Origin of the sequence: Streptomyces sp. NPDC004610, assembly GCF_040609715.1 — a bacterium.
Taxonomy (GTDB): Bacteria; Actinomycetota; Actinomycetes; order Streptomycetales; family Streptomycetaceae; genus Streptomyces.
This window is the reverse complement of record NZ_JBEXLA010000039.1, coordinates 79,931-106,774: the sequence shown is the minus strand read 5'-3', so window position 1 is coordinate 106,774 and position 26,844 is coordinate 79,931. Positions and strand designations below refer to the sequence as shown.

Below are 26,844 nucleotides of genomic sequence, written 5' to 3'. Positions count from 1 at the left end.
GACGGAGGAACTCCCACTCCTCATCAGACAGCTCATGACGACGTATCACCCGACCATGATCCACCACGCAAGATCAATTGAAGACACGCCCTAGCCCAGCGCCCCATCCCCCGGCAAGCGAGAAGCTCCCTTAACTCCCTTTTACCACCGTACGGGTGAACCTGGCGCATTCAGCGATCTTTTGAAGCATACGATCCGCTGCTGTGATGGACAGTCAGAGAGCGGGCGCCGTGCAGGGCACGGCAGAGGTGATCATCCTTGGGGCGGGCCCGGCGGGGCTGGTGCTGGGCAATATCCTCCGGGCGGCCGGAATCGACTGCGTGGTCCTGGAGCGGGCCGCTCGCGCGGAGCTGCGGACCCGGGCACGGGCCGGTTTCCTCGCCGCGAACACCGTGCGCATCCTGGACCGCCACGGCCTCGCCGACGGACTCCGGCGGCACGGCAAGGAGCACAGCACCTGCGAATTCCGCACCGACGGCGGCCGGTTCCGGCTCGACTACGGCAGCCTCGGCCGGGGCGAGCGGCACACCCTCTACCCGCAGCAGTACCTGGTGGCCGATCTGCTGGCGCGGTACGAGAAGGCGGGCGGCCGGATCCGCTTCGCGGCGGAGGCCCTCGCCGTGACCGACGCCGACGCCGGCCGCACCCGGCCCTCCGTGACGGTCCGGGCCGAGGACGGCCGCCCCGGCCGCTGGCAGGGCCGGTACATCGCCGGATGCGACGGCCGCCATGGCGCGGCCCGCCGCTCGCTCCCGCCGGGCACGGTCCGGCGCCACCACCTCGACCTCGGGGTCTCCTGGCTCGGGCTGCTCGCCGAGGCGCCCCCGAGCCTCGACGCGATCGGCTACGCGGTGCACGCGAGGGGATTCGCCGGGCACATGCCGCGGACCGCCGAGGTCACCCGGTACTACCTCCAGTGCGCCCGGGGCACGCCCGTCGACCACGGGTCCGACGCATGGATCTGGGGCGAGCTGGACCTGCGGATGCGCGCCGCCGAGCACGGTCCGCTGCACCGGGGCCGTTTCCTCCAGCGCATGGTGATCGACCTGGAGTCCGATGTGCTGGAGCCCCTGCGCCACGGCTCCCTCCTCCTCGCGGGCGACGCCGCCAGTCTGCTCAGCCCGTCCGCCGCCAAGGGCGCCAATCTCGCGGTGCTGGAGGCGGAACTCCTCGCCGACGCGCTGATCGCGGCGCTGAGGCGCGGCTCCACCGAGGAACTGGACGGCTACTCGGCGCGCTGTCTCACCCATGTCCGTCAGGCGCAACGATTCTCCCAGTGGATGACCCGTCTGCTGCACGACCTTCCCCACCCTCCGGGCCGGGCCGAGACCTCGCCGTACCACGAGCCGCTCCAGAAACGTCCCTGCTTGGACACCCTGCGCACGTCGCGCGCGGAACAGGACTGGTTCGCCGAGCAGTACGTCGGCATCTGAGATCCACCCCCGCCCTTCCTCTCCGCACCCCCTCCCCCCTGAAATCCGAGGACGCCACTGCGATGACGCCCACCACGACACCGTCGACGACCGCCCCCGGCGACCCGGCCCGCCTGCGCGCGGCAGCCGAGTTCGTCCGGGCGCAGGACACCGCCACCCTGCTCCCCTTGCTCCTGCCCGGCCTCGACGGTGCGGAGACGAGGGCGCTGGTGGACCACTGCCGCTTCTCGCACGCCGGCCTGCTGGTCTTCCCGCCCGACCTGCCCGCGCTCCACGCCCGACTGGCCGCCTGCGGACTGGCCGTGGACCCGGCGACTCCCCCGGTACCCAGCGTCGTCGTCCGCGATCGGCTCGCCGTGCGCCACCGGCTCGACGCCGCCGGGCTGGACGTCCGGATCCTGCGCCCACCGGTCCCCGGACCGCACGGCGGGCACCGTACGGTCGAGGTGTTTCTGCTGGCGGTGGACGCCGAGTGCGCGCCGGACGGCGTCGCGGCCATCGCCGAGCGGGAGCGCGCCGAGGAGCACGAGGCGCATGTGGCGTTCGAGGTGGGGCGGCCGGATCCGCTGGTGCTGCGCGGGATCTGCGCGATCCTCGCCCGTCGGGGCGCGCGCCCGGACGGCGGCGGCTACAACCCGCACGAGGACGGCACGGTGTTCTACTTCACCGCCCCCGACGACGCGAAGTCGGGGTACCGGCGGGTGGAGCTGTACGCTCCCGGCGACCACCGGGAGGTGCTCACCGGCCACCTCGGCGCCGAGCAGGGGACGGCGGCATCACCGGCCCCGCAGCCCCCGGCGGAAACGCTCCTGCACCTGCTGACCGGGGCCTGGACGACCCAGGCCCTGGCCACCTTCGCCCAGCTCGGCATCCCCGACGCGATGAGCACGGAGACCGCCGTCGCCGCCGGGCCGCTCGCGCGGCGGACCGGCACCGACCCGGGCAGCCTCACCCGACTGCTGCGCTACCTCACCATGCTCGGCGTCGTCACCGGCACCCCCGACGGCCACCGCCTCACCCCCTCGGGCGCCCTGCTGCGCACCGACGCCCCGGGCTCCCTGCGCCCCCTGGCCCTTCTCTACGGGGGTCCCTTCTACGAGTCCTTCGCCGCGCTCGGCCATACGGTCCGCACCGGCCGGACCGCCTTCGACCACCACTTCGGCGCCCATCACTTCGACCACTTCGCCCGCCGTCCCGACCTCGCCGATCTCTTCGACCGGTCGATGGCCGCGAGCACCCCCATGTTCGCCCCACTGGCGGCCCACCCGGTCATCACCGCGGCGGCCGGGGCGTCCACCCCGGCGACGGTCGTCGACATCGCGGGCGGCAACGGCGCGCTCCTCGCTCACCTTCTGCCCGCGCACCCCCGTCTCCACGGGGTCCTGCTCGAACGCCCCCATGCCATCGAGGCGGCCCGCCGCACCCTCGCCGCCGCTCGCTGTGCCGACCGGTGCGTCTATCTGGCCGGTGACTTCCGGGACGTACCGCCGGGCGGCGATGTGTATGTGCTGTCCCGGGTTCTTCACGACTGGGACGACAACCGGTGCCGGGAGATCCTCGGGCAGTGCGCCCGCGCGATGCCGGCCGAGGCCGATCTGCTCATCGTCGAACGTCTGCTGCCCGCCGACGGCGGGCCCTCCCTCGCCGTCGCCTGGGACCTGCACATGATGTGCAACGTCGGCGGCCGGGAGCGGACCGCCGCCCACTACGCCGAGCTGCTGTCCGGCGCGGGCCTCGACCTCCTCTCCCACACCCCGCTCCCGCTGGACGCCCACGTGCTGCATGTGCGCAAGGCGGGGCGGGCGGGGCCGGGTGCGGGTGCCGGGCGATCGGCGGGTGGCATCGCCCCGGTGTCCGTGTCCTGACCGAGGAGCCCTCCCCCACTCGTCGTCTCTTGGGGTGTCCTTTGCTTACCGGAGGATCCTCCGGTAACGTCGTTAACAGGCGGAGAGGGCTCCGGTTCCCAGCGGAATGATTCTTGGTCTATGACCAAAACATTAGCTGACGCCAACTCACCGCGGACACCCACCCCGGCGACCGACAGGGAAGGCGACACGCCATGAACCACCTCGAACCCGGACCCGAACCCGAGCCCGAGCACGCGGGTTTCCGGCGGCGCGGCTTTCTGGCCACCACGGCGGGAGCGGCCGGGGCGATGGCCGTCACCGCCGGGGCGAAACCGCAGGAATCGGTGGCGGCCCCCGGACCACCCGAGGACGACGGGGACGACGGGGAGGACAGCGGGGTCGCGTTCACCGTCAACGGGCGGGCCGTCACGCTCGCCGTGGACGCGCGGGTAACCCTGCTCGACGCGCTGCGCGAGCGGCTGGGCCTGACCGGCACGAAGAAGGGCTGCGACCGGGGGCAGTGCGGGGCGTGCACCGTGCACATCGAGGGGCGCCGGGTCCTGGCCTGTCTCACCCTGGTCGGTTCGGTGCGCGGCCGGGAGGTCACCACCATCGAAGGGCTCGCCGACGGGGAGCGGCTGCATCCGATGCAGCAGGCGTTCATCGACTGCGATGGCCTTCAGTGCGGGTTCTGCACCCCCGGCCAGGTCATGTCGGCGGTGGCGCTGGTCCGGGAGGGCCGGGCCCGCTCCGACGACGAGATCCGCGAGCACATGTCCGGCAACATCTGCCGGTGCAGCGCCTACCCCAACATCGTCGACGCGGTACGGAAGGGGGCCCGCTGATGCGGCCCATCGAGTTCACCGTCCCGGCGAGTGTGACGGACGCGCTGCGCCGGTACGACTCCGGCACCGTCTATCTGGCCGGGGGCACCACCCTGGTCGATCTGCTGAAGCTCGACGTGATGACTCCGCGTCAGGTGCTGGACATCGACCGGCTGCCGCTGCGCGGCATCACCCGGCGCCGCGACGGACTGCACATCGCCGCCCTGGAGCGGATGAGCGATGTGGCCGCGCACCGCACGGTCGTCCAGGATTACCCGATGCTCTCCCAGGCCCTGCTGCTCAGCGCCTCCCCGCAGCTGCGGAACATGGCCAGCATCGGCGGCAATCTGCTCCAGCGCACCCGCTGCTCCTACTTCCGGGACATCACCGTCGCCTGCAACAAGCGGGAGCCGGGCAGCGGTTGCCCGGCGCGCGAGGGGGTCAACCGCTCGCACGCCGTCCTGGGCACCAGTGAGTCCTGTGTCGCCACCCACGCCAGCGATCTCGCGGTGGCGCTGGTGGCACTGGAGGCCAAGGTGGTGCTGACCGGCCCCGACGGTACGCGCGGCCTGCCCCTGGAGGACTTCTACCGGCTGCCCGGCGACACCCCCGAGGTGGAGAACGACCTGCGCCCCGGCGAGATCATCACCGAGGTCGTCGTACCCCCCTTGCACTGGGCCCGCCGCTCGGTCTACCTCAAGGTCCGCGACCGCCAGTCCTACGAGTTCGCCCTCACCTCCGCCGCCGTCGCCGCCGATCTGCGCGGCCGTACGGTCCGTGACGTCCGGATCGCGGTGGGCGGTGTGGCCACCCGGCCGTGGCGGCTGCGCCAGGTCGAACAGGCCCTCATCGGGCAGCCCCTGCGGGAGTCGGCCGTGGTCACGGCGGTGGAGCGGGCCGCCGACGGGGCACAGCCGCTCACCTACAACGCCTTCAAACCGGCTCTGCTGCGCAGCACGATCGCACGGGCCCTGATGGACCTCGTGAACTGAAGGATCCGGTGAACTGATATGGCACAGAACCTGATCGGCACCCCCGTCGACCGCGTCGACGGCCGCGACAAGGTGACCGGCACCGCCCGCTACGCCGCCGACCACGTCCTGCCCCGGATGGTGTACGGCCAGCTGCTGCTCAGCACCGTCAGCCGGGGCACGGTCCGCGCGATGGATGTCCGGGCCGCGCGCTCCGCCCCCGGTGTGGTGGCCGTCTACAGCCCCTTCGACCCGCTGGCTCTGGCCCCGCTGCCCGGGGGCGGCGCCGCCGAGGCGTTCGGCGAGCTGGACCCGCCGCTCCAGAGCACCGGCGTGCGCTACCGCGGCCAGATCATCGGCCTGGTCCTCGCCGGAACCGTCGAGGAGGCCCGCGACGCCGCCACCCTGATCGAAGTGGACTACGACGCCCAGCCCACCGACCTGACCTTCGAGGAGCGGCTCGACGAGGCCGAGGAACTCGGCTATCCCCCGTCGATCACACTGCCCTCCGCGGAGGCGGTCGCGCAGGCGTGGGATGCCAGCCCGGTCACCCTGGAGCGGACGTACCGTCAGCCCGCCGAGCATCACAACGCGATGGAGCCGCACGCGGCCGTCGCCCAGTGGGACGGCGACACCCTCACCCTGTACACCGGCACCCAGGGGCCCCGGCTGCACGCCATCGAGGTGGCCGCGGCGCTGGGGGTGGAGGTGGACCAGGTGCATGTGGTGAGCCCGCATGTGGGGGGCGGGTTCGGCGGCAAGGCCACCACCTGGTCGCCCACCCTGCTGGCCGCCGCCGCGGCCCGCGCGCTGCGCCGCCCGGTCAAGGTCGTGGTCACCCGCGAGCAGCTCTACACGGTGACCGGGCACCGGGCAGCGGCGGTGCAGACCGTGGGGCTGGGCAGTGACCGGCAGGGGCGGCTCTCGGTGATCCGGCACGACGGGTACTGCCGCGGCTCGGTCACCGGCAACGGCTTCGAGGCGCCCGCCATGGCCGCCCTGCGCTCCTACAAGGTGGCGAACGTCCGGGCCCGCAACTTCGGGCTGAAGCTGAACATCCCGCCCGTCACCATCATGCGGGCGCCCGCCGAGCAGCCGGGCTCCTTCGGACTGGAGTGCGCGCTCGACGAGTTGGCGGAGGAACTGGGCATCGACCCGCTGGAGATCCGGCGCCGCAACTTCGCCGATGTCCATCCCGCCGAGGGCCTGCCCTGGTCCAGCAACCATCTGGAGGAGTGCTACCGCATCGGCGCCGAGCGCATCGGCTGGCACCGGCGGGCCGCCGCGCCCGGCACCACCGAGGACGGCGACTGGCTGGTGGGCGTGGGTATGGCCACCTCGGGCCTGGGCTCGGCGCCCGCGTTCAGTGTGAGCGTGCGGGTGGCGTTCCGCCGGGACGGCACCGCGAGCGTGGCCAGCTCCACGGCCGACATCGGCACCGGGATGCGGACGGTCCTCGCCGTGATGGCGGCGGACGCGCTCGGGCTGCCGCTGTCCCGGATCCGGACCGAGGTGGGCGATTCGACGCTGCCCAGCACCGATTCCTCGGCCGCCGGGGCGATCGGTTCCGAGGCGACGGCGAGTGTGGCCCCGGCCGTCGGGCCCGCCGCCCAGGCCGCGGTCGCCGCGCTGATCGACCATGCGGTGACCCACCCGCGCTCCCCGTTCCGGGGCACGGCCGCCGGGGAGCTGGTCTACCGGGCGGGGGTGCTGTCGGGCGGCGGCCGGTCGATGCGATTCACCGAACTGCTGGCCCGGACCGGAGCACCGGCGGTGGAGGCGGTGGCGACCACGCCGGAGGCACCGGCCGAGAGCGAGGTCTCCTTCCAGTCCTTCTCCGCGCACTTCTGCGAGGTCCGGGTCAATCGCTGGACGCGCGAGCCCCGGCTGTCGCGGTTCGTGAGCGTGGTCGACGCCGGGCGGATCATCAGCCACAAGACCGCGCGCAGCCAGATCGTCGGCGGGGTCATCTGGGGTCTGGGCCAGGCGTTTCTGGAGGACGCCCATCTGGAGGCGGGCACCGGCCGGATCTTCAACGCCAACCTCGCCGACTACATGGTCCCGGTGAACGCGGACGCCCCGCACATCGACGTCCATCTCCTCGACCACCCGGACACCGATGTCAGTCCCGTCGGCGCCCGGGGGCTCGGCGAACTCGGCAACATCGGCGCGGCGGCGGCCATCGCCAACGCGGTGCACCACGCGACCGGGATCCGCGTCAGGGATCTGCCGATCACCATCGAGAAACTGCTCTGAGGAGGCGTCCCGAAGGGCGACCGGACGATTGACTCGATAACACCGTTAACACTACCTTGAGGCCGCACACCGCCGACAACACTGTTACCGGCGGGCGAGGATCCATCGGGAGGCCACCTCCCGGGAATCGAGACCCCTCATGCCCCTCAAGGTCCTGGTGTCCGGAGCGAGTATCGCGGGTCCCGCGCTCGCCCTGTGGCTCTCCCGCTACGGCGCGGAGGTCACCGTCGTGGAGCGCGCCCCCGCACTGCGCCGCGGGGGCCAGCTCGTCGATCTGCGCGGAGTGTCCCGGGAGTCGATCCGGCGGCTCGGGGTGGACGCCGAGGTGCGCGCCGCCCGCGAGGCCAACTACGGCATGTCGTTCGTGGACCAGCGGGGCCGCCGCCGGGGCGATCTGCGCGCCGAGCACTTCGGCGGTGACGGCCCGGTCGCGGAGATCGAGATCCTCCGCGGCAGGCTCTCCGACGTCCTCCACCGGAGCTCCCTCGCCCAGGGGGTGACCTATCGCTTCGGCGACAGCATCGCCGCCGTGCACGACACCGGGAAACAGGTCAGGGTGGATTTCCGCTCCGGCCGTCCGGAGAGCTACGACGTGGTGGTCGGCGCGGACGGTCTGCACTCCGAGCTGCGCGGAATGCTGTTCGGCCCCGGCGAGGACTTCCTCCACCACCTCGGGACGTATGTGTCCTTCTGGACGGCCGACAACCATCTCGGCCTCAAGGACTGGACCGTCGCCTACAGCGAACCGGGCCGCACCGTCGGTATGCGCTCGATCCTCGGCAACACCAAGGTGATGGCCTTCCTCAGCTTCCGCGCGGCCCTGCCCTCCTACGACCACCGCGACCTGGAGGCGCAGCGGCGCATCGTCCGGGCGCACGCCGCGGGCATGGGCTGGGAGGCGTCGACACTGCTGGCGCAGATGGAGACCGCCGACGACTTCTTCTTCGACACCTGTAGCCAGGTACGGCTGCCGTCCTGGTCGAAGGGGCGGGTCGGACTCGTCGGCGACGCCGCGTACTGCGCCTCCCCGCTGTCCGGGCACGGCGCCACCGTCGCCGTGGTCGGCGCCCATGTCCTCGCGGGTGAGCTGGCCCGGACCCCCGGCGACCCGGCCGGCGCCTTCGCCCGGTACGAGGACAAGCTGCGTCCCTGGCTCGACTGGATCCAGCGCTCCGCGCCCGGCCAGGGACGCCTGATGACCCCGGAGACACCCCTCGGCATCCAGTTCCGCGATCAGCTGGTACGGCTGCTCGCCCTGGTCCCCGCGAAGGACCGGCTGCTCGGCGGACCCGACAAGATGTCCAACGCCTTCGAGCTGGACGACTACTCCGATCACCTGGTGGCCGACTGAGGCATCCGGGCGCGCCCGGATGCCCCCTCCCCCTCCCCCCTCCTCCCTCCGCCTTGCATGCCGGAGGACCCTCCGGTAACGTCGTTAACAACCGGAGGGTCCTCCGGTTTCGGCATCGGACGCCCTTGGTGTCCGCGCCCGCCGTCCACCATCCGCCTTGGCCGGGACGGCCGCCGGGGACCCTCCGGGACCACATCCCGAACGCATCGTGATCGACCACATCGTGATCGAACGCACGCTGATCGAACGCCTTTTGATCGGAGACAGTCCATGAACAGGGTTTCCTTCGGTGACCTCACCACCTCGGCCCAGGGCCTCGGCTGCATGGGCATGAGCGAGGGCTACCCGCCCTACGGCCCCGGGAGCTGGGACGAGGCGGTCACCACCGTCCACCGCGCCATCGACCTCGGGATCACCATGATCGACACCGCCGACGCCTATGGCCTCGGCCACAACGAGGTGCTCGTCGGACGCGCCATCGCGGGCCGCCGGGACGAGATCCAGCTCGCCTCCAAGGCCGGCATCGAGCGCATGAGCGGCGACACCTGGGCCCTGCGCGGAAACGCCACCTACCTCAAGCGCGCCTGTGACGCCTCCCTGCTGCGCCTGGGCGTCGACCACATCGACCTCTACTACCTGCACCGGGTCGCCCCGGACGCCGAGATCGAGGAGTCGGTCGGGGCGCTGGCCGACCTGGTCAAGGAAGGCAAGATCGGCCACATCGGCCTGTCCGAGGTGGACGGCACGCAGCTGCGCCGCGCGCACGCGGTGCACCCGATCACGGCGGTGCAGTCCGAGTACTCGATCTGGTCCCGTGACCTGGAGCAGACGGTCGCGGACGCCCTGCGCGAGCTGGGTGTGGGCCTGGTCGCCTACTCGCCGCTCGGACGCGGCTTCCTCACCGGCGCCGTCGATGTCACCGCGCTGCCGGCCGGTGACGCCCGCAGGCGGCTGCCGCGCTTCCAGACCACGGACAACCAGACCATCGCCGACGGTGTGCGCGCCCTGGCCGAGACCCGGGGTGTCACCCCGGCGCAGATCGCGCTGGCCTGGGTGCACGCCCGGGGCGAGCAGCTCGGCGTGCCGGTGGTGCCGATCCCGGGGACCCGGCGGGTCAAGTGGCTGGAGCAGAACGCCGCCGCCGCGTCCATCGCCCTGACGCCGGAGGATGTCACGACGCTGGACGCGCTGGCGGAGAAGGTGGTCGGCGGCCGGTACTGAACGGCTGCGGGCGAGCGGGGCGGATGCTCAGGAGGCCATCCGCCCTCACCGTGGCGCTCTCGCCGGGACCGGCCGGAAGGGGTCAGCCCTCGGCAGCGGCCCGGGGACCGGCAGCGCCCTCGCCGCGACCCGCCGGAAGGCGTCAGCCCTCGGCGGCGGCCCGGGGACCGGCAGCCCTCTCGCCGGAACCGGCCGGAAGGCGTCAGCCCTCGGCGGCGGCTCGGGGACCGGCAGCGCCCTCGCCGCGACCCGCCGGAAGGCGTCAGCCCGCACCGACGACCCAGGGACCGGCAGCGCTCTCACCGGGACCCGCAGGGAAGAGGTCAGCCCGCACCGGCGGCCCGGGGACCGGCAGCGCTCTCGCCGGCCGCCCGTTCCCGAAGGCCCGCCAGGAACAACCCCAGGCCGAACTCGAAGCGGCCGTCGAAGTCGGCGATCTCTTCGACGGGCGTGGCGAAGAGGTGCGGATACGTCCCGGCACTGACGGTGGCGTCGAGCTTGCCGATCTCGCCCTCGGCGTGGCCCTGCTGCTCCAGGGCCTCACCGAGGACATAGCTGAAGAGCGAGGAGGTCGCCCACAGCGCCGCGACACCCTGGAGACCGGCCCGCTGCATGGCCGCGATCAGCCGGTCCGCGAAGGCCAGGCTGTAGTGCTGGGCGGCGTAACTGCCCCCGACGATCCGGGCGCCGTCGCGCTGGGCCAGCAGGGCTCGCCGCAACTGCCGGGCGAGCAGGGCGACATCGGCCTCCCAGGGTTCGTCCCGGCGCTCGACGAGGGCGCCGGAGAGGATCTTCTCCGCCATCTCGTCCAGCAGGGCGCCCTTGTTGCTGAACACCCGGTAGATGGCGGGGAGCTGGAGCTTGCAGATGTCCGCCAGGCGCCGCATGGTGAGCCCCTCCAGACCGCCCTCGTCCACGAGGCGCAGGGCGGCGACCACCAGGGCCTGGGCGCGGGTCGCGGGGGGTGGGGCGCCGGTTCGTCCGGTGGGGGTGACTTCTCGATCGGTCGGCATGTTAACGATGTTAACGCCCCGCACCCGGCACCGGGTCCGACAGTACCCGGCGGGCGGCGCATCGCCGAGCCCGCCGGGCGGTTGCGGACGAGACGGGGCGCGGCGACCGAGGCCGGGGCCCTGGAGCGGGCGCCGGATGAGGCGGCGCGACAAGACCCGTACGGCGCCGCACTCGCCCCGCCTTCAGAGCGTCGCCACCACCTCGATCTCCACCAGGAACTCCTCCCGGAACAGACCGGCGACACTCACCCCCGTGCTGGCCGGTGGCGTGGGGTGTCCCTTGCGGGCCGCGACCAGCAGTCCGGCGAGCTGGTCCGACTGCTCGGGCGTGTAACCGGCGAGATAGATCGTCTCCTTGATGATCTTCTCGCGGGAGGACCCGGCCGCACGGAGCGCCAGCTCGACATTGTCGTACGCCTTCTCGAACTGGGTGGCGAGATCATCGCCCACCACCTCGCCCTTCACATCCCAGGCGACCTGTCCCGAGGTGTAGACGAGTCCGGCCGAGTGCAGCACGACGGCATGGGAGAGAACCCCCGGCAGCGGCGGGAGTTCGGGGGCATTGATGTAACTGACCGACATTCCTGGTCCTTTCGGCAGCCAACGAGCCGATAACGGCGTTACCATGCCAGGCGAAGGTAATGACAACACCGTTAACACGTCAAGGACCCGGCGGAACCAGCGCACGCCGGCCCCTTCCCCCGCACGGCCGACGGCCGCCCCCTCGATGACCGACCTGACCTGACCTGAATCCACCTGATGACACAGGGAGCAGCAGCGATGCAGTACATGAAACTCGGTTCGACCGGCCTGGATGTGTCCCGGATCTGTCTGGGCACCATGAGCTACGGGGTACCCGACCGCGGCACCCATGAGTGGACGCTCGACGAGGAGCGCACCCGCCCGCTGATCAAGCAGGCGCTCGACGCCGGGATCAACTTCATCGACACCGCCAACATCTACTCCGACGGCACCAGCGAGGAGATCGTCGGCCGGGCGCTGCGCGACTTCGCCGACCGCGACGAGATCGTGCTCGCCACCAAGGTGCACGGCCGGATGCGGCCCGGACCGAACGGCGGCGGACTGTCCCGTAAGGCGATCATGACGGAGATCGACCGCAGCCTGACCCGCCTCGGCACCGACTACGTCGACCTGTACTACGTCCACCGCTGGGACCCGGTCACCCCCATCGAGGAGACCCTGGAGGCGCTGCACGATCTGGTGCGGGCGGGCAAGGTGCGCTATCTCGGGGCGAGTTCGATGTACGCCTGGCAGTTCTCGAAGGCGCAGTACACCGCCGCGGCCCATGGCTGGACACGGTTCGTGGTCATGCAGAACCACTACAACCTGATCTACCGCGAGGAGGAGCGCGAGATGCTCCCGCTCTGCGCGGACCTGGGGGTGGGGGTCCTGCCCTGGAGCCCGCTCGCCCGGGGGCGGCTGACCCGCGACTGGGGCACGGTCACCGAACGCAGCACCGGGGACGCCTACGGCAACACGCTCTACCAGGAGGGCTACCGCGGGGTCGTGGAGGCGGTCGCCCGGATCGCCGCCGAGCGGGGTGTCCCGCGCGCCCAGATCGCATTGGCCTGGCTGCTCCACCAGGACACGGTGACCGCGCCCGTCATCGGCGCGTCGAAGCCCGGCCATCTGGAGGACGCGGTCGCCGCCATCGAACTCACCCTCTCCGACAAGGAGTTGGAGGAACTGGAGCTGCCGTACATCCCGCACCCGGTGTCCGGTCACTGACCCCCGGCCCCCGGCGACCGACCTCCCGGGCCGCCCCGGACACCCTCCCCACGGCTCCTCCGATGGCGCACGACCTCTTGACGGCAGATCCCGCGTCGCTTCTACTGGGGAAAATTTTTGGTCCCTGACCAAGAATCTATCGGGCGGCGCAGGGCCCCGGCATCGTCCGGCTGCCCTGTTCCCCCGCCTCGAACCGCCGGAGGAATCACCGTGCAGAAGCTCTCAGGCTCCGGAAAAACCCTCACCCGGGGCGCGGTCGGCGTACCGGGAATGCTGTTCATGGTCCTGGCCGCGACCGCGCCCCTCACCGCGCTGTCCGCCAACTTCACCCTGACCTTCGCCCTCGGTGCGGGCGTCGGCACGGTCGGGGTGATCATCGTCGTCGCGGCACTGCTCGCGATCTACACCGTCGGCTATCTGGCGATGGCCCGCACGGTCGTCAACAGCGGCGCCTACTACGCCTATATCGAGCACGGCCTCGGCAAAGTGGCCGGGGCGGCCTCGGCCATGGTGGCGACGGTCCAGTACAACGCGGGCGCGGTCGGCATGGCGGTGCTCTCGGGGTACTTCACCGACGGGTTCATGGAGTCGACCTTCGGGGTGGATCTGCCCTGGTGGCTCTACGCGGCCGTGGCCGTCGCCGCCACCGCGGTGCTGGGCCATCTCGGGGTCTCGATCGCCTCGAAGGTCACCGCGGCGGTCTGTCTGCTCCAGTTCGCCATCGTGCTCGCGCTGATGATGGCCGTACTGGTCGACTCCCGCGCCTCCTACAGCACCGCCGTCTTCTCCCCTGACCATGTCTTCGGGAGTCATATCGGTCTGTCGATCCTGTTCATCCTGCTGGCCTTCGCCGGTTACGAGGCCAGCGCCTGTTACTCGGAGGAGGCGGGCGACGCCGCCAAGCAGGTGGCCTGGGCGACCTATCTGGCGCTCGGCGGACTGACCGTGCTCTTCGTCGCCGCCGCGTGGACCATCGTCGCCTCCGTCGGCGATGTCGCCACCGCCGCCCAGACCGATCCCGCCGGGCTGATCGCGGGCGTGGCCACCACCCACCTCGGCGACTGGGTGGGACCGGTGCTCACCGGCAGCATCGCGGTGAGCTTCTTCGGCGCCACGGTCTCCGTCCACACCATCGCCTCCCGCTACCTCTTCTCCCTCGGCCGTGCCGGACTGCTGCCGCGCGCCCTCTCGTCCGTCCACCCGCGCCGGGGCACCCCGCACCACGCCCACACCACCCAGGTGGTCGTGGTGGTCGCCTTCCTCATCCCGTTCGCCGTCGGCGGTCTCGACCCGCTCCTCAGCCTGCTCCCGGCGCTCGGTGGCGTCACCGCGCTCGGCCTGCTCACCCTGATGATCCTGTGCAGCGCGAGCGTCGTCGTCTCGGCGGCACGGGGCACCCTCTCCGGCTCGCTCTGGTCCACCCGTATCGCCCCGGGCCTCTCCTTCCTCGCCCTCAGTGCCTGCACGGTGGTGATCGTCGCCAACTACCCGACCGTCACCGGCAGTGACTCGGCCCTCATCAACTCCATGCCGGTCGTCCTGGTCCTCGGCGCGGTGACCGGCGCCGCCCTGGCCTGGCGCCGCCAGCACCCGGCACGCCCGGTCACCCTGCCGACGCCGGACGGCCCGGAAGCGGTGGCCGGCCCCTGACACCCACCGGCTGCCCGCCGCCGCCGACGGCCCTGGTGACGGGGCTGTGGGCGGCGGCGGACGGTGGAGCAGGGCGGCCTACTCGCAGCCCACCACACCCGCCAGAAGCTGTGCCGTGCCTTCGGGTGCCTCCACCTGGAAGTGGTGGCTGCCGAGGTCGATGAGCACGATGTCGACCCGGTCGCCGTAGCGCTCGACCGCCTTCCGATCCATGAGGTCCCGTACCGCGAAGACGGTGATCGGCTGCTTGGTCTCGCTCAGTGCCGCGTCCATGTCCCAGCGGACCAGGCCGCAGATGGCATGCAGGCCGGCGGGCTGCCGCACCGCGACCATCCTCGCGAAGTAGGCGTCCTTGAGGGCCTGGTCGGTTCCAGCGGGCGAACCTCCCTCCACCAGCCCCCGCACCCCTCCTTCGAAGTCCTGGCGGAAGAGGTTCTCCGTCGCCTCGATCCGCTCCGCACTCTGCGCGGGAAACAGGCCCAGATAGTGCAGCGCGTCGAGGGCGACGATGTGCGACACCTGGTCGGGCACCTGCCGGCCCACTTCGACGGCGACCGCCCCGCCAAGGGAGTGCCCCGCGACCACCGCCATGTCGACCGACTCCGCCGCCAGGACAGCGGCCACATCACGACCGAACTCCTCGATCGTCCAGACGTCCCGCGTCGATCGCGACTCACCGTGCTCGGCGAGGTCGACGGCGATGACCCGAACACTGTCAGGCAGGTGGTCGGTGACCGCGTCGAAATCGGTCCGATCCACACCCCAGCCATGGATGAGCGCCAGCGTCGTTCCCGAGTCGGGACCACTGACCGTGTACCGGATGGTCGTGTGGTCTTCCCGCTGAACCTCACGATGCTTCCTTGCCCTGGTCGTCATGATGTCTCCTTTTCGAAGGTGGTGAAAAGCCATGCCGGTCGGTGGTGTGGAGGGGGATACGGCTGGGCCGCTCATCTGCACGGGACGATCTCGGCGGTCACAGCCGAGTGGCGCTCCGCGCGTAGCTGGTTGAGGCGCAGTGCCAGCGCGGAGAAGGTGATCGCGGTGACGGCGAGCGCGTAGATCACCGCTGCCGTTCTCAGTCCGAGGCTGGTGACGGCGATTCCCCCGAGTACGGCGGGAACGCTGTTTCCCAGGTAGTTGACGGTGTTCGCCAAGGCGAAGACCGCGCTGCGCTCATGCGGCTCGGCCACGCGTGCCAACGTCCCGAAGGCGGCCAGTACCGAGGCGCCGAAGCCGATACCGGAGACGACGGTCCCGACGGCGGCCGGCCAGGCGAGGCCCTGCGCCACCCCGGTGAGGGAGATCAACGTGCCGATCCCGAGCAGTGCAGACGAGGGAGCCAGCAGTACTGACGCCGGCTTGGAGCGGAGCAGGGTGATGGCGACCGCTCCGGTGCCCGCCAGGAGCGTCACGACCACGCCGCCGATCAGATGGCTGTGCAGCCCCAGCAACTCGGCCGCGACGGACGGGCCGAGGGAGAGGTACATGCCGGCGAGGGCCCAGGCGGCGATTCCCGCAGGCACGAGCGGCACCAGGTCGGCGCGCAGATGGGCGGGCATCGCGACCCTCGGGCGCAACGAGGCGACGGCACCCGGGCGACGCGGCGAGGTCTCGGGGGTCCGCGCGACCACCACCGCCGCCGCTGCCATCGCGGCGAGCAGCAGTGCGTAGATCAACCGGGTCGGTGCCGGGGCGAGTTCCACGAGGATGCCACTGCCCAGAGCACCGGCCGCGAGTCCGCTCAGCGGCGCGATGGAGGTGACGACCCCGGCCCGCCCGCGCACGGGTTCGAGGTCGACGAGCAGGGCGCTCAGCGTCGTTGTCGCGGCCCCGGTCGCCATGCCCTGCACCACGCGGGCGGCGGACAGGACATACACGTTCTCCGCGACCAGGAAGAGGACCAGCGCGACCGCTTCCAGTGCCAGCGCGGCAGCGAGCACCGGCCGACGACCGAGATGATCCGACAGCCCTCCCACGGTCAGCAGCGAGGCCAGCAGACCGAAGACATAGAGAGCGAAGACGACGGTCAGCGCCCACGCCTCGAACTGCCACTGCTCCTGATAGATCACATAGAGCGGGGAGGGCGCGCTGGAAGCGGCCAGAAAGAGAATGAACACCGCGGCCACGGCGGCAAAGGCGCCCTTGCCCGGCCCGCGATGCGAAGCGCCGCTGTCGGACGCCCCACCGGGGTCCTCGGCAGCGCGTTTGATGGATGTCATCGGATTTTCCCTTCGCCCCTCCGCCTGCGGCTCCGCTCTCACACAGGGGGCTCACCTCCTGAGGCACACAGAACCCTGCGGTGAAATCTCGCAGTGATCATTGCGTTAGCGGCTTGAGGCTAACACAAACGCAGCGATCGATGCGCTACAAAGGCAGTGATCAATGCAATACTGGTCATATGCCTGCTTCGACATCCCCGCGCCGCACCGAAACTCGGCCCGGTGGCCGCTCTGCCAGGGTCCGGGCGGCCGTCCACCAGGCCGTCAAGGACCTCCTCACCGACGAAGCCGGTGAACTGACCATCCCGGTCGTGGCCTCTCGCGCCGGAGTGCACGCCACCACGGTCTATCGACGCTGGGGCTCCATCGGCGAACTGCTCGCCGACGTGGCCACGAGCCGCTTCTCCGGCGACATCGTGGTTCCGGACACCGGGACCCTCCGCGGCGACCTGGAGCGGTACGCGTCCGACCTGGCGAAAGACCTCTGCGACCCGGACACCCTCGCTCTGGTGCGAGCCACCATCGGCATCGGCGGAGAACAGGGCGCTGCCGCCTGCCGGGGCGAACGCCAGCAGCAACTCGAAGCGATCCTGGAACGCGAGCAGGCCAGAGGCCAGGGGCACCCGACTCTGGAGCGGACCACCGACGCCGTACTCGCCCCCCTCTACTACCGGGCCGTCTTCACCAACGAGCCCCTCACCTCCGAGTGGGCACACGGCCTGGTGTCCCACCTGCTGCCCGCCGAGAGCGGCCCCGCCGAGGCACCTGACTCCGCGTCGGACACCCAGCTCGCGAAATGACGAACCCTGCATCGACACGGCCTTCGTTGCAAGGACCTCTGAGGCGCAGTCCGGTCGCATGATTCGCCGGTCAGCCCCTCGCAGCCCGTCCCGAATCACCGCATCCGGAACGAAGACCCCTGCTCAGCGACCGGTCGGTGCCGACCCGGAGAACACCGCGACCTCCCCGCCGGACCCCACCACCAACCGGCCCCCCGCAGCGACATTCACCGCGTCCACCGCCGACGGGAACTCCAGCGGCGGCCCGATCTGCTCTCTGGCGGCGAGGTCCCACACCCGCACCGACTGATCCTCACCTCCACTGACCACGAACGCGCGGTCGCCCACCACCCCCGCGGCCACGCCGCACACCCGCCCGCCATGACCGATCAAGGCACGACCGACCTGCTCACCGGCAGCCAGGTCCCACACCCGCACCATCTCGTCGTCGCCCCCGGTGACGGCTATCGGGCGACCGTCCACCACCAGCGTCGCCACCGCCCACACCGCGTCGGCGTGCCCGGTGAGCGCCTCGCCGATCCGCCGCCCGGAGGCCAGGTCCCAGCGCCGGACCGTCGCGTCCTCACCTGCCGTGACGGCGACGGCGGAACCGTCCACCAACGTCGTCGCCACGGCCCTGACGGCGCCCTCATGCCCACCGGTAGGTGACTCATGGGCCTGCCGGCCGGTGGTGAGGTCCCACAGCCGTACCGCCCCATCCTGGCCGCCCGTGACCGCGTGGGCGCGACCGTCCAGTACCGTCGCCGCCAGCGCGCTCACCGAGCCGGAGCCGCCGGTGCGGAGCAGTTGCCCGGACGCCAGATCCCAGACCCTCAGTGCACGGTCGTCGGCGACCACCGCGCACGCGCTGCCCTCCACCGTCGCCAGCGCGACCACCCCGCCGTGCTCCCCCGCGACCGTCCGGCCGACCGGCTCCCCGGTGGCCAGGTCCCACCCCCGTACGGTGCCGTCCTCACCGCCGGTGACCACCGCGTCCCGCCCCGCCACCACCGCGAGGGCCAGGGCACGCACCCGAGCGCCGCAGGCCAGGGCGTGCCGGGACAGCTGAGTGCCCCCGGCCCACGCCAACCGGGCTCCGGGTGTGGGCGGTTCTGGCGGCGGGATGCGGTCGGACATGATCGCTACCGTACGCCTCGGCGGTGACATCGGCGTCGGGATCGCCCGCCGGTGGCACGGGCCCGGCCCGTCGCTTCGGGGGATGTGCGACGGGCCGGACAGCAACAGCATCCCGCACGCGCGGCGGGAGCGCACGGTGGCCCGGTGAGAACGCCGCGTTCTGTTCGGTCGGGTGCCGGGCGTCCGACGTGAGGGCCGGGGACGGGCGTCCTGACGCGGCTCGTTCCCGTGCCCGTGCCGCTACGGGAGCAGGACGCCGGTCGACGCGCGGTGCGCGTCCCCGCTCACGCCCCCGTGAAGAACCTCCGTCCGCCCGGCGTCCCGAGCTGTGAGCGGGCGGCGAGGTCCATGCCCGCCTCGGCGAGGGTGAGCAGTTCGATCAGACGGTTCTCCTCCCACTGGGCCAGGCGCTCGGCGGGCAGCGGCCGGGACGGGGTCCAGTCCCGCAGCGCCGTCGCGAGTCCCGCCGCGTCGCCGAACGCCTTGGAGGTGCCGGACGCGGTGTGCGGCCGTACCGTTCCCGCCGCGTCGCCGATGAGTGCCGCGTGGTCGGCGACCATCCGGAACGGCGGGAGGTCGTACACCGGCTGCATGAAGACCTCCGACGCCTCGATGAGCGCCGTGAGCTGCGCGGGCAGTGTCACTTCCGCCGTGGCCAGCAGTTCCTTGTCCGTCTCCGGCAGGATCTCGCCGGGCGGGAGGAAGGTCGAGTGCGTCCGGCCCGAGCGGCCGGTCAGGAGTCTGGGCAGACTCCGCTCGGAAACATTCGTGTACCAGACCCAGTTGACCCGCCGCGCCCCTTCGCTCAGCTCGCCGTCGGCGCCGGGCACGAGGTAGCACAGCAGCTGCTGGCCCTCCGTACCGAAGACGGTGAACCGGCCCGACAGCAGGTCCCGCAGGTCGCCCGGCAGTGCCGACTCCGGTTCCAGTCCGCGCCAGGCCACATAGCCGGAGTACGAGGGCCGCGTCGCCGGGTCGAGCAGTCGGCGCGTCGCCGAGCCGATGCCGTCGGCGCCGACCAGGAAGTTGCCCTGGGTCGTGTAGCCGTCCCCGAACTCCGCGGTGACCGCCGCGCCCTCCACCGTGACCCGCCGCAGTGCGCTGTCCCGGCGGTGGCAGACACCCTCCAGGGGTGCGCGCAGGGTCCGGTAGAGGGTGTCCCAGGAGGTCATCTGCTGGGGCATCGCGTAGCGGTCGGGCTCTCCGTGCAGGTGGAGCTGCTGACGCTCCCACAGTTCCACGGACACCTGGCGTGCCGTGACACCCATCCGCCCGAGCAGGTCTTCGACCTCGGGCTGCATCACGATGCCCGCGCCCCGCGCCCGCGTGTTCCCCGCCGACCGCTCGTACACGGCGACCTCGGCACCCACCGACGCCAGTTCATGCGCCGCCGCGAGCCCGCCCAGGGACCCTCCGACGATCACGGTTCTGGCTGTCCTGCTCGGCTCCATCGCACGCCTTCCCGAACCTGTTCCGCCCGCACCCGCCACCCGGCGGCGCGGTCCACCCCCATCCTGCCTGGTCGCACCGGTCTCGTCGGGGAGGCGGCCGGTGGTCTTCGCGTGCTGGCGGAGGGCGGCTGCGACGACGGGTGCGGGAGGGGACGCGCGAGGGGCAGGGGAGGGGCAGGGGAGGGGCAGGGGAGGGGCGCGGAGTCGCCGCCGATGGCGACGGCGCGGCGGGATGCCCCGTCATACACCATCACCCCTTTCATTCACCAGGAGTTCACCTAAAATACCCATCACCGGATCGGCTCCCTTCATATGGCTCAGCGGCCGGAATGGGCATCGGCCCACGTCAGGGGCGATGGGCGAGGGTCATCGCGAGGTCGTGAGCGCCGGAATGTACGTCATATGACGGATGCCTGGGCACATGTGGTCTTCATAAAGTCCGTGACATGCCACACCGCGTGAAATCAGCCATGCGCGACTGAGCCCATCGGCCGAGCCCCACTCCTGAGGGCAGGCCCGTTCAGCCGGCGCTCGCCGCCCCTTCGGCCGCACAGGTACGCCAGACCAAGGCTCGCCAGCCCACCCGTACCGACGGACCGGACCACCCACCGACCGCCACTCGCACCCCGCACCCCGCGGCTCGGCGACTCGGCGGCTCACTGGCGAGCTCTCCGCCGGACCCACCACTTCCCCAAGCCACTTGTACGAGGAGTGCCCATGAGTACTGACATGTCCCGCCGCAATGTCCTGGCGGCCGGAGCCGCGCTGGCCGGGTCGGCGGCCGTGATCGCCGGCTCCACCGGAACCGCCGGCGCCGCACCGGCCACAGCCCGCACGGATGAGGAGAAGTCGAAGGTGAAGCCCACGATCGTCCTGGTGCACGGCGGCTACGCCGACTCCTCCTGCTGGAACGCCACCATCGAGAGGTTGCAGCGCAAGGGCTACACCACGATCGCCGCGGCGAACCCGCTGCGGGGCATCCCGACCGACGCCCCGTATGTCGCGAGTCTGCTGGACTCCATCAGCGGACCCGTCGTCCTGGTCGCGCACTCCATGGGTGGCACGGTCATCACCAACGCCGCCGCCGGGAAGAGCAATGTCAAGGCGCTGGTCTACATCGCGGCGTTCGCACCCGAGGTGGGCGAGACGCAAGGGGAGCTGATCACCAAGTTCCCGGGCAGCGAGGTCGAGCCGGTGAGCGTGCCGGTCCCGTACACGAAGGCCGACGGTACGACGGGCATCGATCTGTATCTGAGCAAGGACGGCCAGGCCGCCTTCGCCGCCGATATCTCCACCTCCGAGTTCCGCGTCCTCCAGGCCACGCAGCGGCCCTTCGACGCGGACTCCTTCATCTACCCGACCACGGCCGCCGCCTGGAAGACCATCCCGTCGTGGGGGCTGGTCGCCGGCCGCGACAAGGCGATTCCGCCGGCCTGCGCGCGCTGGATGTACGACCGGGCCGACGCCCGCAAGGTGGTCGAGGTGCCGCAGTCGTCGCACGTCGTGATGCTCAGCCACCCGCGGGTGGTCGCGGACCTCATCCACGACGCCGCCAAGGCAGTCAGCTGACCCGCCGGGCAGAGGTGCCTCGGCCGGGAACCACCGGCCGCTGAGGCGCGGCGACCGGGACGGGTGACCTCCCGTGCCGGTCGCCGCACCGCGTGTGCGGGGGTGGGCGTGACGGTGGCCGCGGTCCGGGAGCGGTTCCGTGCGAAGACCACGAGGCGCAGGACCATGAACCGAGCGACACCGGCGACGGCGGACGCGGTCAGATAGACGACCTGCTCCAGCAGCGCACCGGGTGTCGCCATGAACTGATGCAGCGCCAGCATCGCCCCGCTGGTCACGGCGTACGCCGCCGCCGCGGACCCGGCCGACTGGGTGTGCTGGCGCCAGGTCGCCCGTCCACCCGCGCCGAAGGTGAAGCGGGCGTGCAGCTCGGTGGCGAGGAGCGTGGAGACCACGGTGATCAGGGCGTTGGCCAGGATCCAGGGGACCAGGGAGGCGAGGGCCGCCACGGCGACGCTGGAGACGAGCCCCAGTCCCCCGCCGCAGAGCACGAAGCGGACGAAGGCGGTGAAGGCGCCGGGCTCCGCCTGCTGTCGGCTCTGTGCTGTCTTCATGATCCGCCCCCTTGTTGACCGGCTCACCGGCTGACCGCTCCGCCCCCGGACCGACGGCATCGCGTTGCGCCATCATGGCACATTCATGGCGCCATTGCGAGCCGATAGAGGCGTTATGGCGCCAGCCATGGCGTCACGACATGCGCGGGAGCTGGCGTATCAGCAGGTCAGCCACTCGGCGCGGCCGGGAACGCGGGCGGGGGCGGCGTACACCGACATGGCGTCGGAGGGCGCCACCCCCGGGGAGAGGGATAGGGGCGATACCGATCAGGACGGGTTCAGCTTGATGCCGAAGGTGTTGAAGATGGACCACACATCGACCCAGCCCAGTCCGGTCGTGCATCCGTTGACGCCGCAGCCCCAGCCGACGCTGACGATGCCGTTGAGCTGCCGGCTGTTGGGGTCGTTGAGGTAGATCACCGGACCACCGCTGTCACCGCCCCGGCCGACGATTCCGCCGCCGTGCGGAACACCGTAACTGCCCCACACCGTGGTGCCGTTGACGGTCCAGGCGGAGTTGCCCGCGTACACGGTGCGGATGTTGCAGACGACCTTGGAGTTGTAGCCGAGCTGGCAGGTGAAGTCGCCCACGGCGACATTGCGGACGCCGTTGAGATAGCGGGTGTACCCGGCGGCGTCGATGCCGTCCCAGGTGTTGCGGTAGGTGGGCGTCTCGATGAAGAGCGCGTCGATCGCGGGCAGATCGTACTTGACCTGGCCGATGTAGTTGCCGCCGGCCGTGTAGACGTAGTCGTTGACGTTGTAGCAGTGGCCGGCCGTGACGAGCCACTGGCGGCCGTCCCAGGTACTGACGGCGGGAATGCCGCTGGTGCAGTAGGACTGCGCGCCGGACGCCGGCCCGAGAGCCGCCCCCGCGTAGAACGGCGAGCTGTCGTTCCAGCGGCTCAGGGGGCGTGCGGGCGCGGCCTGGGTGACGCGAACGGAGGTGCCGCCGGCGGCGGAGCGCGCGGCGGCCACGGCCGGCTGTGCCAGATACGTTCTCGCCGCCGCCGGGTCGTCCACGGCCAGTTCGATCGAGCCGCCGTCGACCGACGTACCCGCCAGTCCCACATCGAAGGGCAGCGCGGGGTCGGCGACGATCGCGTCGATCTCCTTCTTGAGCTGCTGACGGGACTTCTTGCCCTGGAGGACGTTGACGAGCCCGGTGTCCGCCTTGGGGTTGGCGCGGCGGACCGAGGCCAGGAAGCTCCGTGCCTGGCTCACATCGGTCAGATAGACATTGACCGAGCGGTAGTCGGAGGCCATCTCGACCTGGGTGTAGATATCGGCGCGGTCCCCCTGTCCGACCTGGGCGACGGCGTCGGCCACCACCCTCAGCGGACGCAGGACCTCGCCCTGCCGCGCCGGTGACATCGCCGCGACCTCTTCGACGGACAGCGGCCTCGGTGTGTCCGGGGCGGCGGACGCCGCAGTCATCGGCAGCAGCGCGAAGGCCGCCGCGGCGGCGAGGGTGCAGCGGATCATGTTCTTCATGAGCCCCCCAATCGGCACCGCCTGTGCGGCGCCTGTGTCGGCACAGGGGACGGTATTCAGGGACATGTCAATCGACTAGTCCTGTTTACGGACATCGTGGGTGGCCACGTGACGCTGGGTGCGGGTGCCGGTACGGGTGCCGGTGCGGGTGCCTGTACGGTGTGACGCCATGTCCGGGACGGCGGCGGTGGCGGTGGCGGTGTTGCCCGGGACGATAGTGGCGGTGTTGCCCGGGAGGGAATGGGGTGCTGCTCGGCAGCGCACGGGAGAGGGTGCCCCGCGAGGGGCCCGGCCCGTCCGTCGCCCCCCCTCCGCTGCCGGTCAGGAACCCGTCCCACCGCCCGATCCACCCACCGGTCCGGTCAACACGACCCCATTCACCAGCGAGGTCGATCCCGTACAGTTCGCGTGGTGAACACCCCCGGCAGCAGAACGAGGCGCGGCTCCCCATCCGTCGGGGAGCTGGTGGGCCGGCGGACGGAGATCGCCGAGGTTCTGGACATCGTCGCGGAGGGACCCGGCGGGCCGCGGCTGCTGCTTCTGCTCGGTGAGGCGGGCACGGGGAAGTCCGGGCTGCTGGCGGTAGCCGTCGCACAGGCCCGGGACACGGCGATGCTCGTGCTGACGTCCCAGGGCAGTGAGGCGGAGTCGCGGCAGTCGTTCGCGTCCCTGCACCAGTTGCTGTTCCCGCTGCTGCCCGAACTCGCCGAGCTGCCCGGTCATCTGCGCGCGGCGCTGGAGACCGCGTTCGGGCTGGCGCCCGCCGAGGGGCCGCACGACCCGATGCGGCTGTGTGTCGCCGTGCAGACACTCCTCGCCCGGGTCGCGCGGCGGCAGCGCGTCCTGCTGGCCATCGACGACCTCCAGCACTTCGACCGGGACTCCCTGGACGTACTGGGCTTCGTGCTGCGCCGGATCACGACGGACACCCTGCCGGTGCTGCTGACGGCCCGCGGACAGCACGCCCCCCACGGATTCCCCGCGAATCTGCCCACACTGCTGCTGGGCCCGCTGGCCGACGACGCGGCGGCCGAGCTGGTCGACGCCCAGCCGCACGTTCCCACCGGCCGGACCCGGCTGGAACTGCTGCGGCAGGCGCGCGGGAATCCGCTGGCCCTCATCGAGCTGTGCCGCGCGGCCGGGAACGGCGGCTCGGTGGCCCTGCCCGGCGGACTGCTCCTCCACTCGGCCCGGATCGAGGAGCTGTACGCGGCCCGGCTGCGCGAACTCCCGCCCACGACCCAGCTGCTGGTGCTCCACGCCGCGGCCTCGGAACGCGACGACCTCGCCCTGATCATGGCCGCCGCGGGCACGGGGCAGGATCTCGAAGCATGGGCCCCGGCGGAGCGAGCGGGCCTGGTGACCATCGTGGAAGGACGGGTGGTCTTCCGGCATCCACTGGCCCGCGCCGGCTCCTATCACGGCGCCCCGGCCCATCTCCGGCACCGCGCGCACCAGCAGCTGGCGGCGGCCTTCACCGCGGATCCGGCCCGCCGCGCCTGGCACCTGGCCGCCGCCTGCCTCGGCCCGGACGAGTCGGTGGCGGCGGCCCTGGAGGAGACCGCCGGACTCGCCGAGCGGCGCGGTGGCTTCTTCGCCGCCGCGCGGGCACTGGAACGGTCGGCGGAGTGCACCCCCGACCTCACCGACCGGGCCCGCCGCTACGCCAGGGCGCTGCACGCCGCCGCCAACGCCGGGGACCCCACCTGGGTGCAGGAGCTGTACGAGAAGGTCGTCGCCCTCCCCCAGGACCGGCACGCGCTGGGTTCGGCGGCCTGTGGCGCGGGGCTGGCCCTGTCGCTGCTGGGCCGCCAGCGGCAGGCGGCGCAGGTGCTGCTGAGCGCACTGGAGCCGCGACCGCCCGAGGACGGGAAGCTCACGGTCGCCCTGACCTCGGTGCTCCAGGGGGTCGCCTTCCAGTCGGGGTTGGCGGAGGTCAGACGCCCGATCGCGGGTCTGGTCGAGCACATCGAGGCCGATGGCCGGGGCAGTCGCTACGCCGAGCTGGCCACGGCCGAAGCCTTCGCCGCGGTGCGGGCGGTGGCCCTGGCCGGAAGCGACCCGGCCGCCGCGCTCGACCTGCTGCACCCCCTGCGCCGGGGTCAGCGCGGCCCGAAGGCGGCGGCCGAGGTCGCGGAGATGACCCGGGTCCACGCCCTCGCCGGTGTCGCCTGGTTCGCCGACGAGTCCGACCTGAGCGTGGAGTCCTTCCGCCAGGCCTACGTGATGCTCAAGTCCTACGGGTACATCGGCGCCGCCGCGACCACGTTCGCCGTGCTGGGTTCGGCGCTGATCGACACCGGACGCTGGGCGGAGGCCGACGAGCACCTCCGGGAGACCGCCACCCTGGCCACCGTCCACAAGCTGAGGCACCTCCAGATCGATGTCGAGGCGCTGCGGGCCACCCTGCGCGCCCTGCGCGGGGACCCCGCCGACCTGCCGACCGACCCCGCCTGGGCGGCCGTCGGCCTGGACGAGAACCGGGCCACCCACGCGCGTCTGCTGCACGCCGCCGGGACCGCCGCCGCGGCGACCGGTGACTTCGACAGCGCGTACCGGCACTTCCGGCAGCTGTTCGGCGCGGACGGCAGCCCCCTGCACTACTTCCTCTCACCCCGGTCGATCACCGAACTCGCCGCCGCCGCGCACCGCACGGGGCGACGGCAGGAAGGGGCCCTCGTCCTCGCCGCGGTGCGCGCCGCGGTGGGGCCGCGCCCGACGACCCGGATGACGCTGCTGCTGCACCACGCCGCCGCGCTGACCGGCGAACCGAAGGACACCGAGCACCACTTCCGGCTCGCCACGGTCAACCCCGCCGGGGACCAGTGGCCGCTCTCCCGGGCGCAGGCGCGGCTGCGCTACGCCCAGTGGCTACGGCGTCGGCGGCGCCCGCTGGACGCGCGCCCCCTGCTGGCGGCGGCCGAGGAGTCGTTCACCCGGCTCGGCGCGTCCGGGCTGGCCGGGGAGGCGCTCGCCGAGCTGCGGGCCAGCGGCGTGGGCACCGCGCCCACCAGCGCCGACCCGCTCGCGGAACTCACCGCCCAGCAGCGCCAGATCGTCCGGCTGGCGGCCCAGGGGCTGCGCAACCGGGAGATCGCCGAGCAGCTGATGCTGTCGCCCCGGACGGTGAGTTCCCATCTCTACCAGGTGTATCCGAAGCTCGGTGTCAGCAGCCGCAATCAGCTGCGCGCGCTCCTCGACGACCTGTGACCTTTTCGTGGGCTGTCGCCGATGACCGTGGGTGCGTGCGACGCGGTCCGGGACCCGAACCCTTGGGCGCCGCCCGGACCCGGCGGACCCGGCGGGCTCGGCGGACGCTGAGATCG

The 26,844-nt window shown here is 71.9% G+C and carries 20 protein-coding genes and 1 pseudogene; 13 read left to right on the top strand and 8 right to left on the bottom strand.

Annotation, left to right across the window (positions count from 1 at the left end; genetic code table 11):
* Positions 1–206: 206 nt before the first annotated feature.
* The 7 genes from ABZX40_RS33890 (at position 207) to ABZX40_RS33860 (ending at position 9,903) form a co-directional block, all read left to right on the top strand.
* Positions 207–1,433, top strand: coding sequence for a 4-hydroxybenzoate 3-monooxygenase (locus ABZX40_RS33890; RefSeq protein WP_355746311.1), 1,227 nt, complete (start codon positions 207–209; stop codon positions 1,431–1,433).
* Positions 1,434–1,495: 62 nt separating this feature from the next.
* Positions 1,496–3,298 carry a methyltransferase gene (locus ABZX40_RS33885; protein WP_355746308.1) on the top strand — a complete coding sequence of 601 codons (1,803 nt, stop codon included), beginning with the start codon at positions 1,496–1,498 and terminating at the stop codon, positions 3,296–3,298.
* A 194-nt stretch (positions 3,299–3,492) separates the two neighbouring features.
* Complete coding sequence (locus ABZX40_RS33880) at positions 3,493–4,125, top strand: (2Fe-2S)-binding protein (protein ID WP_355746306.1); 633 nt, start codon at positions 3,493–3,495, stop codon at positions 4,123–4,125.
* Positions 4,125–5,096: a xanthine dehydrogenase family protein subunit M gene (locus ABZX40_RS33875; RefSeq protein WP_355746303.1), complete on the top strand. Its 972-nt coding sequence runs from the start codon at positions 4,125–4,127 to the stop codon at positions 5,094–5,096. Before ABZX40_RS33880 ends, ABZX40_RS33875 begins: the two co-directional genes overlap by 1 nt.
* Positions 5,097–5,114: 18 nt before the next feature.
* On the top strand, positions 5,115–7,331 hold the full coding sequence (locus tag ABZX40_RS33870) for a xanthine dehydrogenase family protein molybdopterin-binding subunit (RefSeq protein ID WP_355746301.1): 2,217 nt from the start codon (positions 5,115–5,117) through the stop codon (positions 7,329–7,331).
* Between the two features lie 139 nt (positions 7,332–7,470).
* A complete protein-coding gene (locus ABZX40_RS33865; protein ID WP_355746298.1) occupies positions 7,471–8,682 on the top strand; it encodes an FAD-dependent monooxygenase in 1,212 nt (403 codons plus the stop codon).
* 270 nt (positions 8,683–8,952) lie between these two features.
* Positions 8,953–9,903: an aldo/keto reductase gene (locus tag ABZX40_RS33860; RefSeq protein WP_355746295.1), complete on the top strand. Its 951-nt coding sequence runs from the start codon at positions 8,953–8,955 to the stop codon at positions 9,901–9,903.
* Between the two features lie 323 nt (positions 9,904–10,226).
* On the opposite strand, the gene ABZX40_RS33855 is transcribed toward ABZX40_RS33860, so the two are convergent.
* Both ABZX40_RS33855 and ABZX40_RS33850 read right to left on the bottom strand, forming a co-directional pair.
* Complete coding sequence (locus tag ABZX40_RS33855; RefSeq protein ID WP_355746293.1) at positions 10,227–10,916, bottom strand: TetR/AcrR family transcriptional regulator C-terminal domain-containing protein; 690 nt, start codon at positions 10,914–10,916, stop codon at positions 10,227–10,229.
* A 183-nt stretch (positions 10,917–11,099) separates the two neighbouring features.
* A complete protein-coding gene (locus ABZX40_RS33850) occupies positions 11,100–11,498 on the bottom strand; it encodes a RidA family protein (protein ID WP_355746290.1) in 399 nt (132 codons plus the stop codon).
* Positions 11,499–11,696: 198 nt separating this feature from the next.
* Here ABZX40_RS33850 and ABZX40_RS33845 point away from each other — a divergent pair, with 198 nt between their 5' ends.
* Together ABZX40_RS33845 and ABZX40_RS33840 are read left to right on the top strand one after the other, a co-directional pair.
* Positions 11,697–12,665, top strand: coding sequence for an aldo/keto reductase (locus ABZX40_RS33845; protein ID WP_355746288.1), 969 nt, complete (start codon positions 11,697–11,699; stop codon positions 12,663–12,665).
* Between the two features lie 210 nt (positions 12,666–12,875).
* Positions 12,876–14,315: an APC family permease gene (locus ABZX40_RS33840; protein ID WP_355746286.1), complete on the top strand. Its 1,440-nt coding sequence runs from the start codon at positions 12,876–12,878 to the stop codon at positions 14,313–14,315.
* Between the two features lie 78 nt (positions 14,316–14,393).
* On the opposite strand, the gene ABZX40_RS33835 is transcribed toward ABZX40_RS33840, so the two are convergent.
* Both ABZX40_RS33835 and ABZX40_RS33830 read right to left on the bottom strand, forming a co-directional pair.
* The gene (locus ABZX40_RS33835) at positions 14,394–15,191 is read right to left on the bottom strand and encodes an alpha/beta fold hydrolase (protein WP_355746283.1); all 798 of its coding nucleotides are present in this window, start codon (positions 15,189–15,191) and stop codon (positions 14,394–14,396) included.
* Between the two features lie 71 nt (positions 15,192–15,262).
* A complete protein-coding gene (locus tag ABZX40_RS33830) occupies positions 15,263–16,534 on the bottom strand; it encodes an MFS transporter (RefSeq protein ID WP_355746280.1) in 1,272 nt (423 codons plus the stop codon).
* 179 nt (positions 16,535–16,713) lie between these two features.
* On the opposite strand from ABZX40_RS33830, the gene ABZX40_RS33825 reads away from it, so the two are divergent.
* Entirely contained in the window at positions 16,714–17,334 is a 621-nt protein-coding gene (locus ABZX40_RS33825; RefSeq protein ID WP_355746277.1) for a TetR-like C-terminal domain-containing protein, read from the top strand.
* 123 nt (positions 17,335–17,457) lie between these two features.
* On the opposite strand, the gene ABZX40_RS33820 is transcribed toward ABZX40_RS33825, so the two are convergent.
* Positions 17,458–18,450 carry a WD40 repeat domain-containing protein gene (locus ABZX40_RS33820; RefSeq protein WP_355746274.1) on the bottom strand — a complete coding sequence of 331 codons (993 nt, stop codon included), beginning with the start codon at positions 18,448–18,450 and terminating at the stop codon, positions 17,458–17,460.
* Here ABZX40_RS33820 and ABZX40_RS33815 point away from each other — a divergent pair.
* Positions 18,449–18,598 (top strand): hypothetical protein, encoded by a 150-nt coding sequence (locus ABZX40_RS33815; RefSeq protein WP_355746272.1) that lies wholly within the window; start codon positions 18,449–18,451, stop codon positions 18,596–18,598. The two genes, ABZX40_RS33820 and ABZX40_RS33815, sit on opposite strands and share 2 nt — an antisense overlap.
* Before the next feature lie 136 nt (positions 18,599–18,734).
* Here the strand turns inward: ABZX40_RS33815 and ABZX40_RS33810 are convergent, their stop codons facing one another.
* Positions 18,735–19,901: an FAD-dependent monooxygenase gene (locus ABZX40_RS33810; protein WP_355746269.1), complete on the bottom strand. Its 1,167-nt coding sequence runs from the start codon at positions 19,899–19,901 to the stop codon at positions 18,735–18,737.
* 717 nt (positions 19,902–20,618) lie between these two features.
* On the opposite strand from ABZX40_RS33810, the gene ABZX40_RS33805 reads away from it, so the two are divergent.
* Positions 20,619–21,470 carry an alpha/beta hydrolase gene (locus ABZX40_RS33805; protein ID WP_355746266.1) on the top strand — a complete coding sequence of 284 codons (852 nt, stop codon included), beginning with the start codon at positions 20,619–20,621 and terminating at the stop codon, positions 21,468–21,470.
* A 125-nt stretch (positions 21,471–21,595) separates the two neighbouring features.
* Here the strand turns inward: ABZX40_RS33805 and ABZX40_RS33800 are convergent.
* Together ABZX40_RS33800 and ABZX40_RS33795 are read right to left on the bottom strand one after the other, a co-directional pair.
* Positions 21,596–22,024, bottom strand: a pseudogene (locus ABZX40_RS33800) (GtrA family protein); the annotation flags it as partial.
* A gap of 267 nt (positions 22,025–22,291) precedes the next feature.
* Positions 22,292–23,518, bottom strand: coding sequence for a hypothetical protein (locus ABZX40_RS33795; RefSeq protein WP_355746263.1), 1,227 nt, complete (start codon positions 23,516–23,518; stop codon positions 22,292–22,294).
* Between the two features lie 411 nt (positions 23,519–23,929).
* Here ABZX40_RS33795 and ABZX40_RS33790 point away from each other — a divergent pair, with 411 nt between their 5' ends.
* Positions 23,930–26,728, top strand: a complete 2,799-nt coding sequence (locus ABZX40_RS33790; protein ID WP_355746261.1) for an AAA family ATPase — start codon at positions 23,930–23,932, stop codon at positions 26,726–26,728.
* The last annotated feature ends 116 nt before the right edge of the window (positions 26,729–26,844 follow it).

Coding starts and splice junctions, on each gene's coding strand:
- ABZX40_RS33890 (WP_355746311.1), top strand. CDS start 207: ATGGACAGTCAGAGAGCGGGCGCCGTGCAGGGCACGGCAGAGGTGATC.
- ABZX40_RS33885 (WP_355746308.1), top strand. CDS start 1,496: ATGACGCCCACCACGACACCGTCGACGACCGCCCCCGGCGACCCGGCC.
- ABZX40_RS33880 (WP_355746306.1), top strand. CDS start 3,493: ATGAACCACCTCGAACCCGGACCCGAACCCGAGCCCGAGCACGCGGGT.
- ABZX40_RS33875 (WP_355746303.1), top strand. CDS start 4,125: ATGCGGCCCATCGAGTTCACCGTCCCGGCGAGTGTGACGGACGCGCTG.
- ABZX40_RS33870 (WP_355746301.1), top strand. CDS start 5,115: ATGGCACAGAACCTGATCGGCACCCCCGTCGACCGCGTCGACGGCCGC.
- ABZX40_RS33865 (WP_355746298.1), top strand. CDS start 7,471: ATGCCCCTCAAGGTCCTGGTGTCCGGAGCGAGTATCGCGGGTCCCGCG.
- ABZX40_RS33860 (WP_355746295.1), top strand. CDS start 8,953: ATGAACAGGGTTTCCTTCGGTGACCTCACCACCTCGGCCCAGGGCCTC.
- ABZX40_RS33855 (WP_355746293.1), bottom strand. CDS start 10,916: ATGCCGACCGATCGAGAAGTCACCCCCACCGGACGAACCGGCGCCCCA.
- ABZX40_RS33850 (WP_355746290.1), bottom strand. CDS start 11,498: ATGTCGGTCAGTTACATCAATGCCCCCGAACTCCCGCCGCTGCCGGGG.
- ABZX40_RS33845 (WP_355746288.1), top strand. CDS start 11,697: ATGCAGTACATGAAACTCGGTTCGACCGGCCTGGATGTGTCCCGGATC.
- ABZX40_RS33835 (WP_355746283.1), bottom strand. CDS start 15,191: ATGACGACCAGGGCAAGGAAGCATCGTGAGGTTCAGCGGGAAGACCAC.
- ABZX40_RS33830 (WP_355746280.1), bottom strand. CDS start 16,534: ATGACATCCATCAAACGCGCTGCCGAGGACCCCGGTGGGGCGTCCGAC.
- ABZX40_RS33825 (WP_355746277.1), top strand. CDS start 16,714: ATGCCTGCTTCGACATCCCCGCGCCGCACCGAAACTCGGCCCGGTGGC.
- ABZX40_RS33815 (WP_355746272.1), top strand. CDS start 18,449: ATGATCGCTACCGTACGCCTCGGCGGTGACATCGGCGTCGGGATCGCC.
- ABZX40_RS33820 (WP_355746274.1), bottom strand. CDS start 18,450: ATGTCCGACCGCATCCCGCCGCCAGAACCGCCCACACCCGGAGCCCGG.
- ABZX40_RS33810 (WP_355746269.1), bottom strand. CDS start 19,901: ATGGAGCCGAGCAGGACAGCCAGAACCGTGATCGTCGGAGGGTCCCTG.
- ABZX40_RS33805 (WP_355746266.1), top strand. CDS start 20,619: ATGAGTACTGACATGTCCCGCCGCAATGTCCTGGCGGCCGGAGCCGCG.
- ABZX40_RS33795 (WP_355746263.1), bottom strand. CDS start 23,518: ATGAAGAACATGATCCGCTGCACCCTCGCCGCCGCGGCGGCCTTCGCG.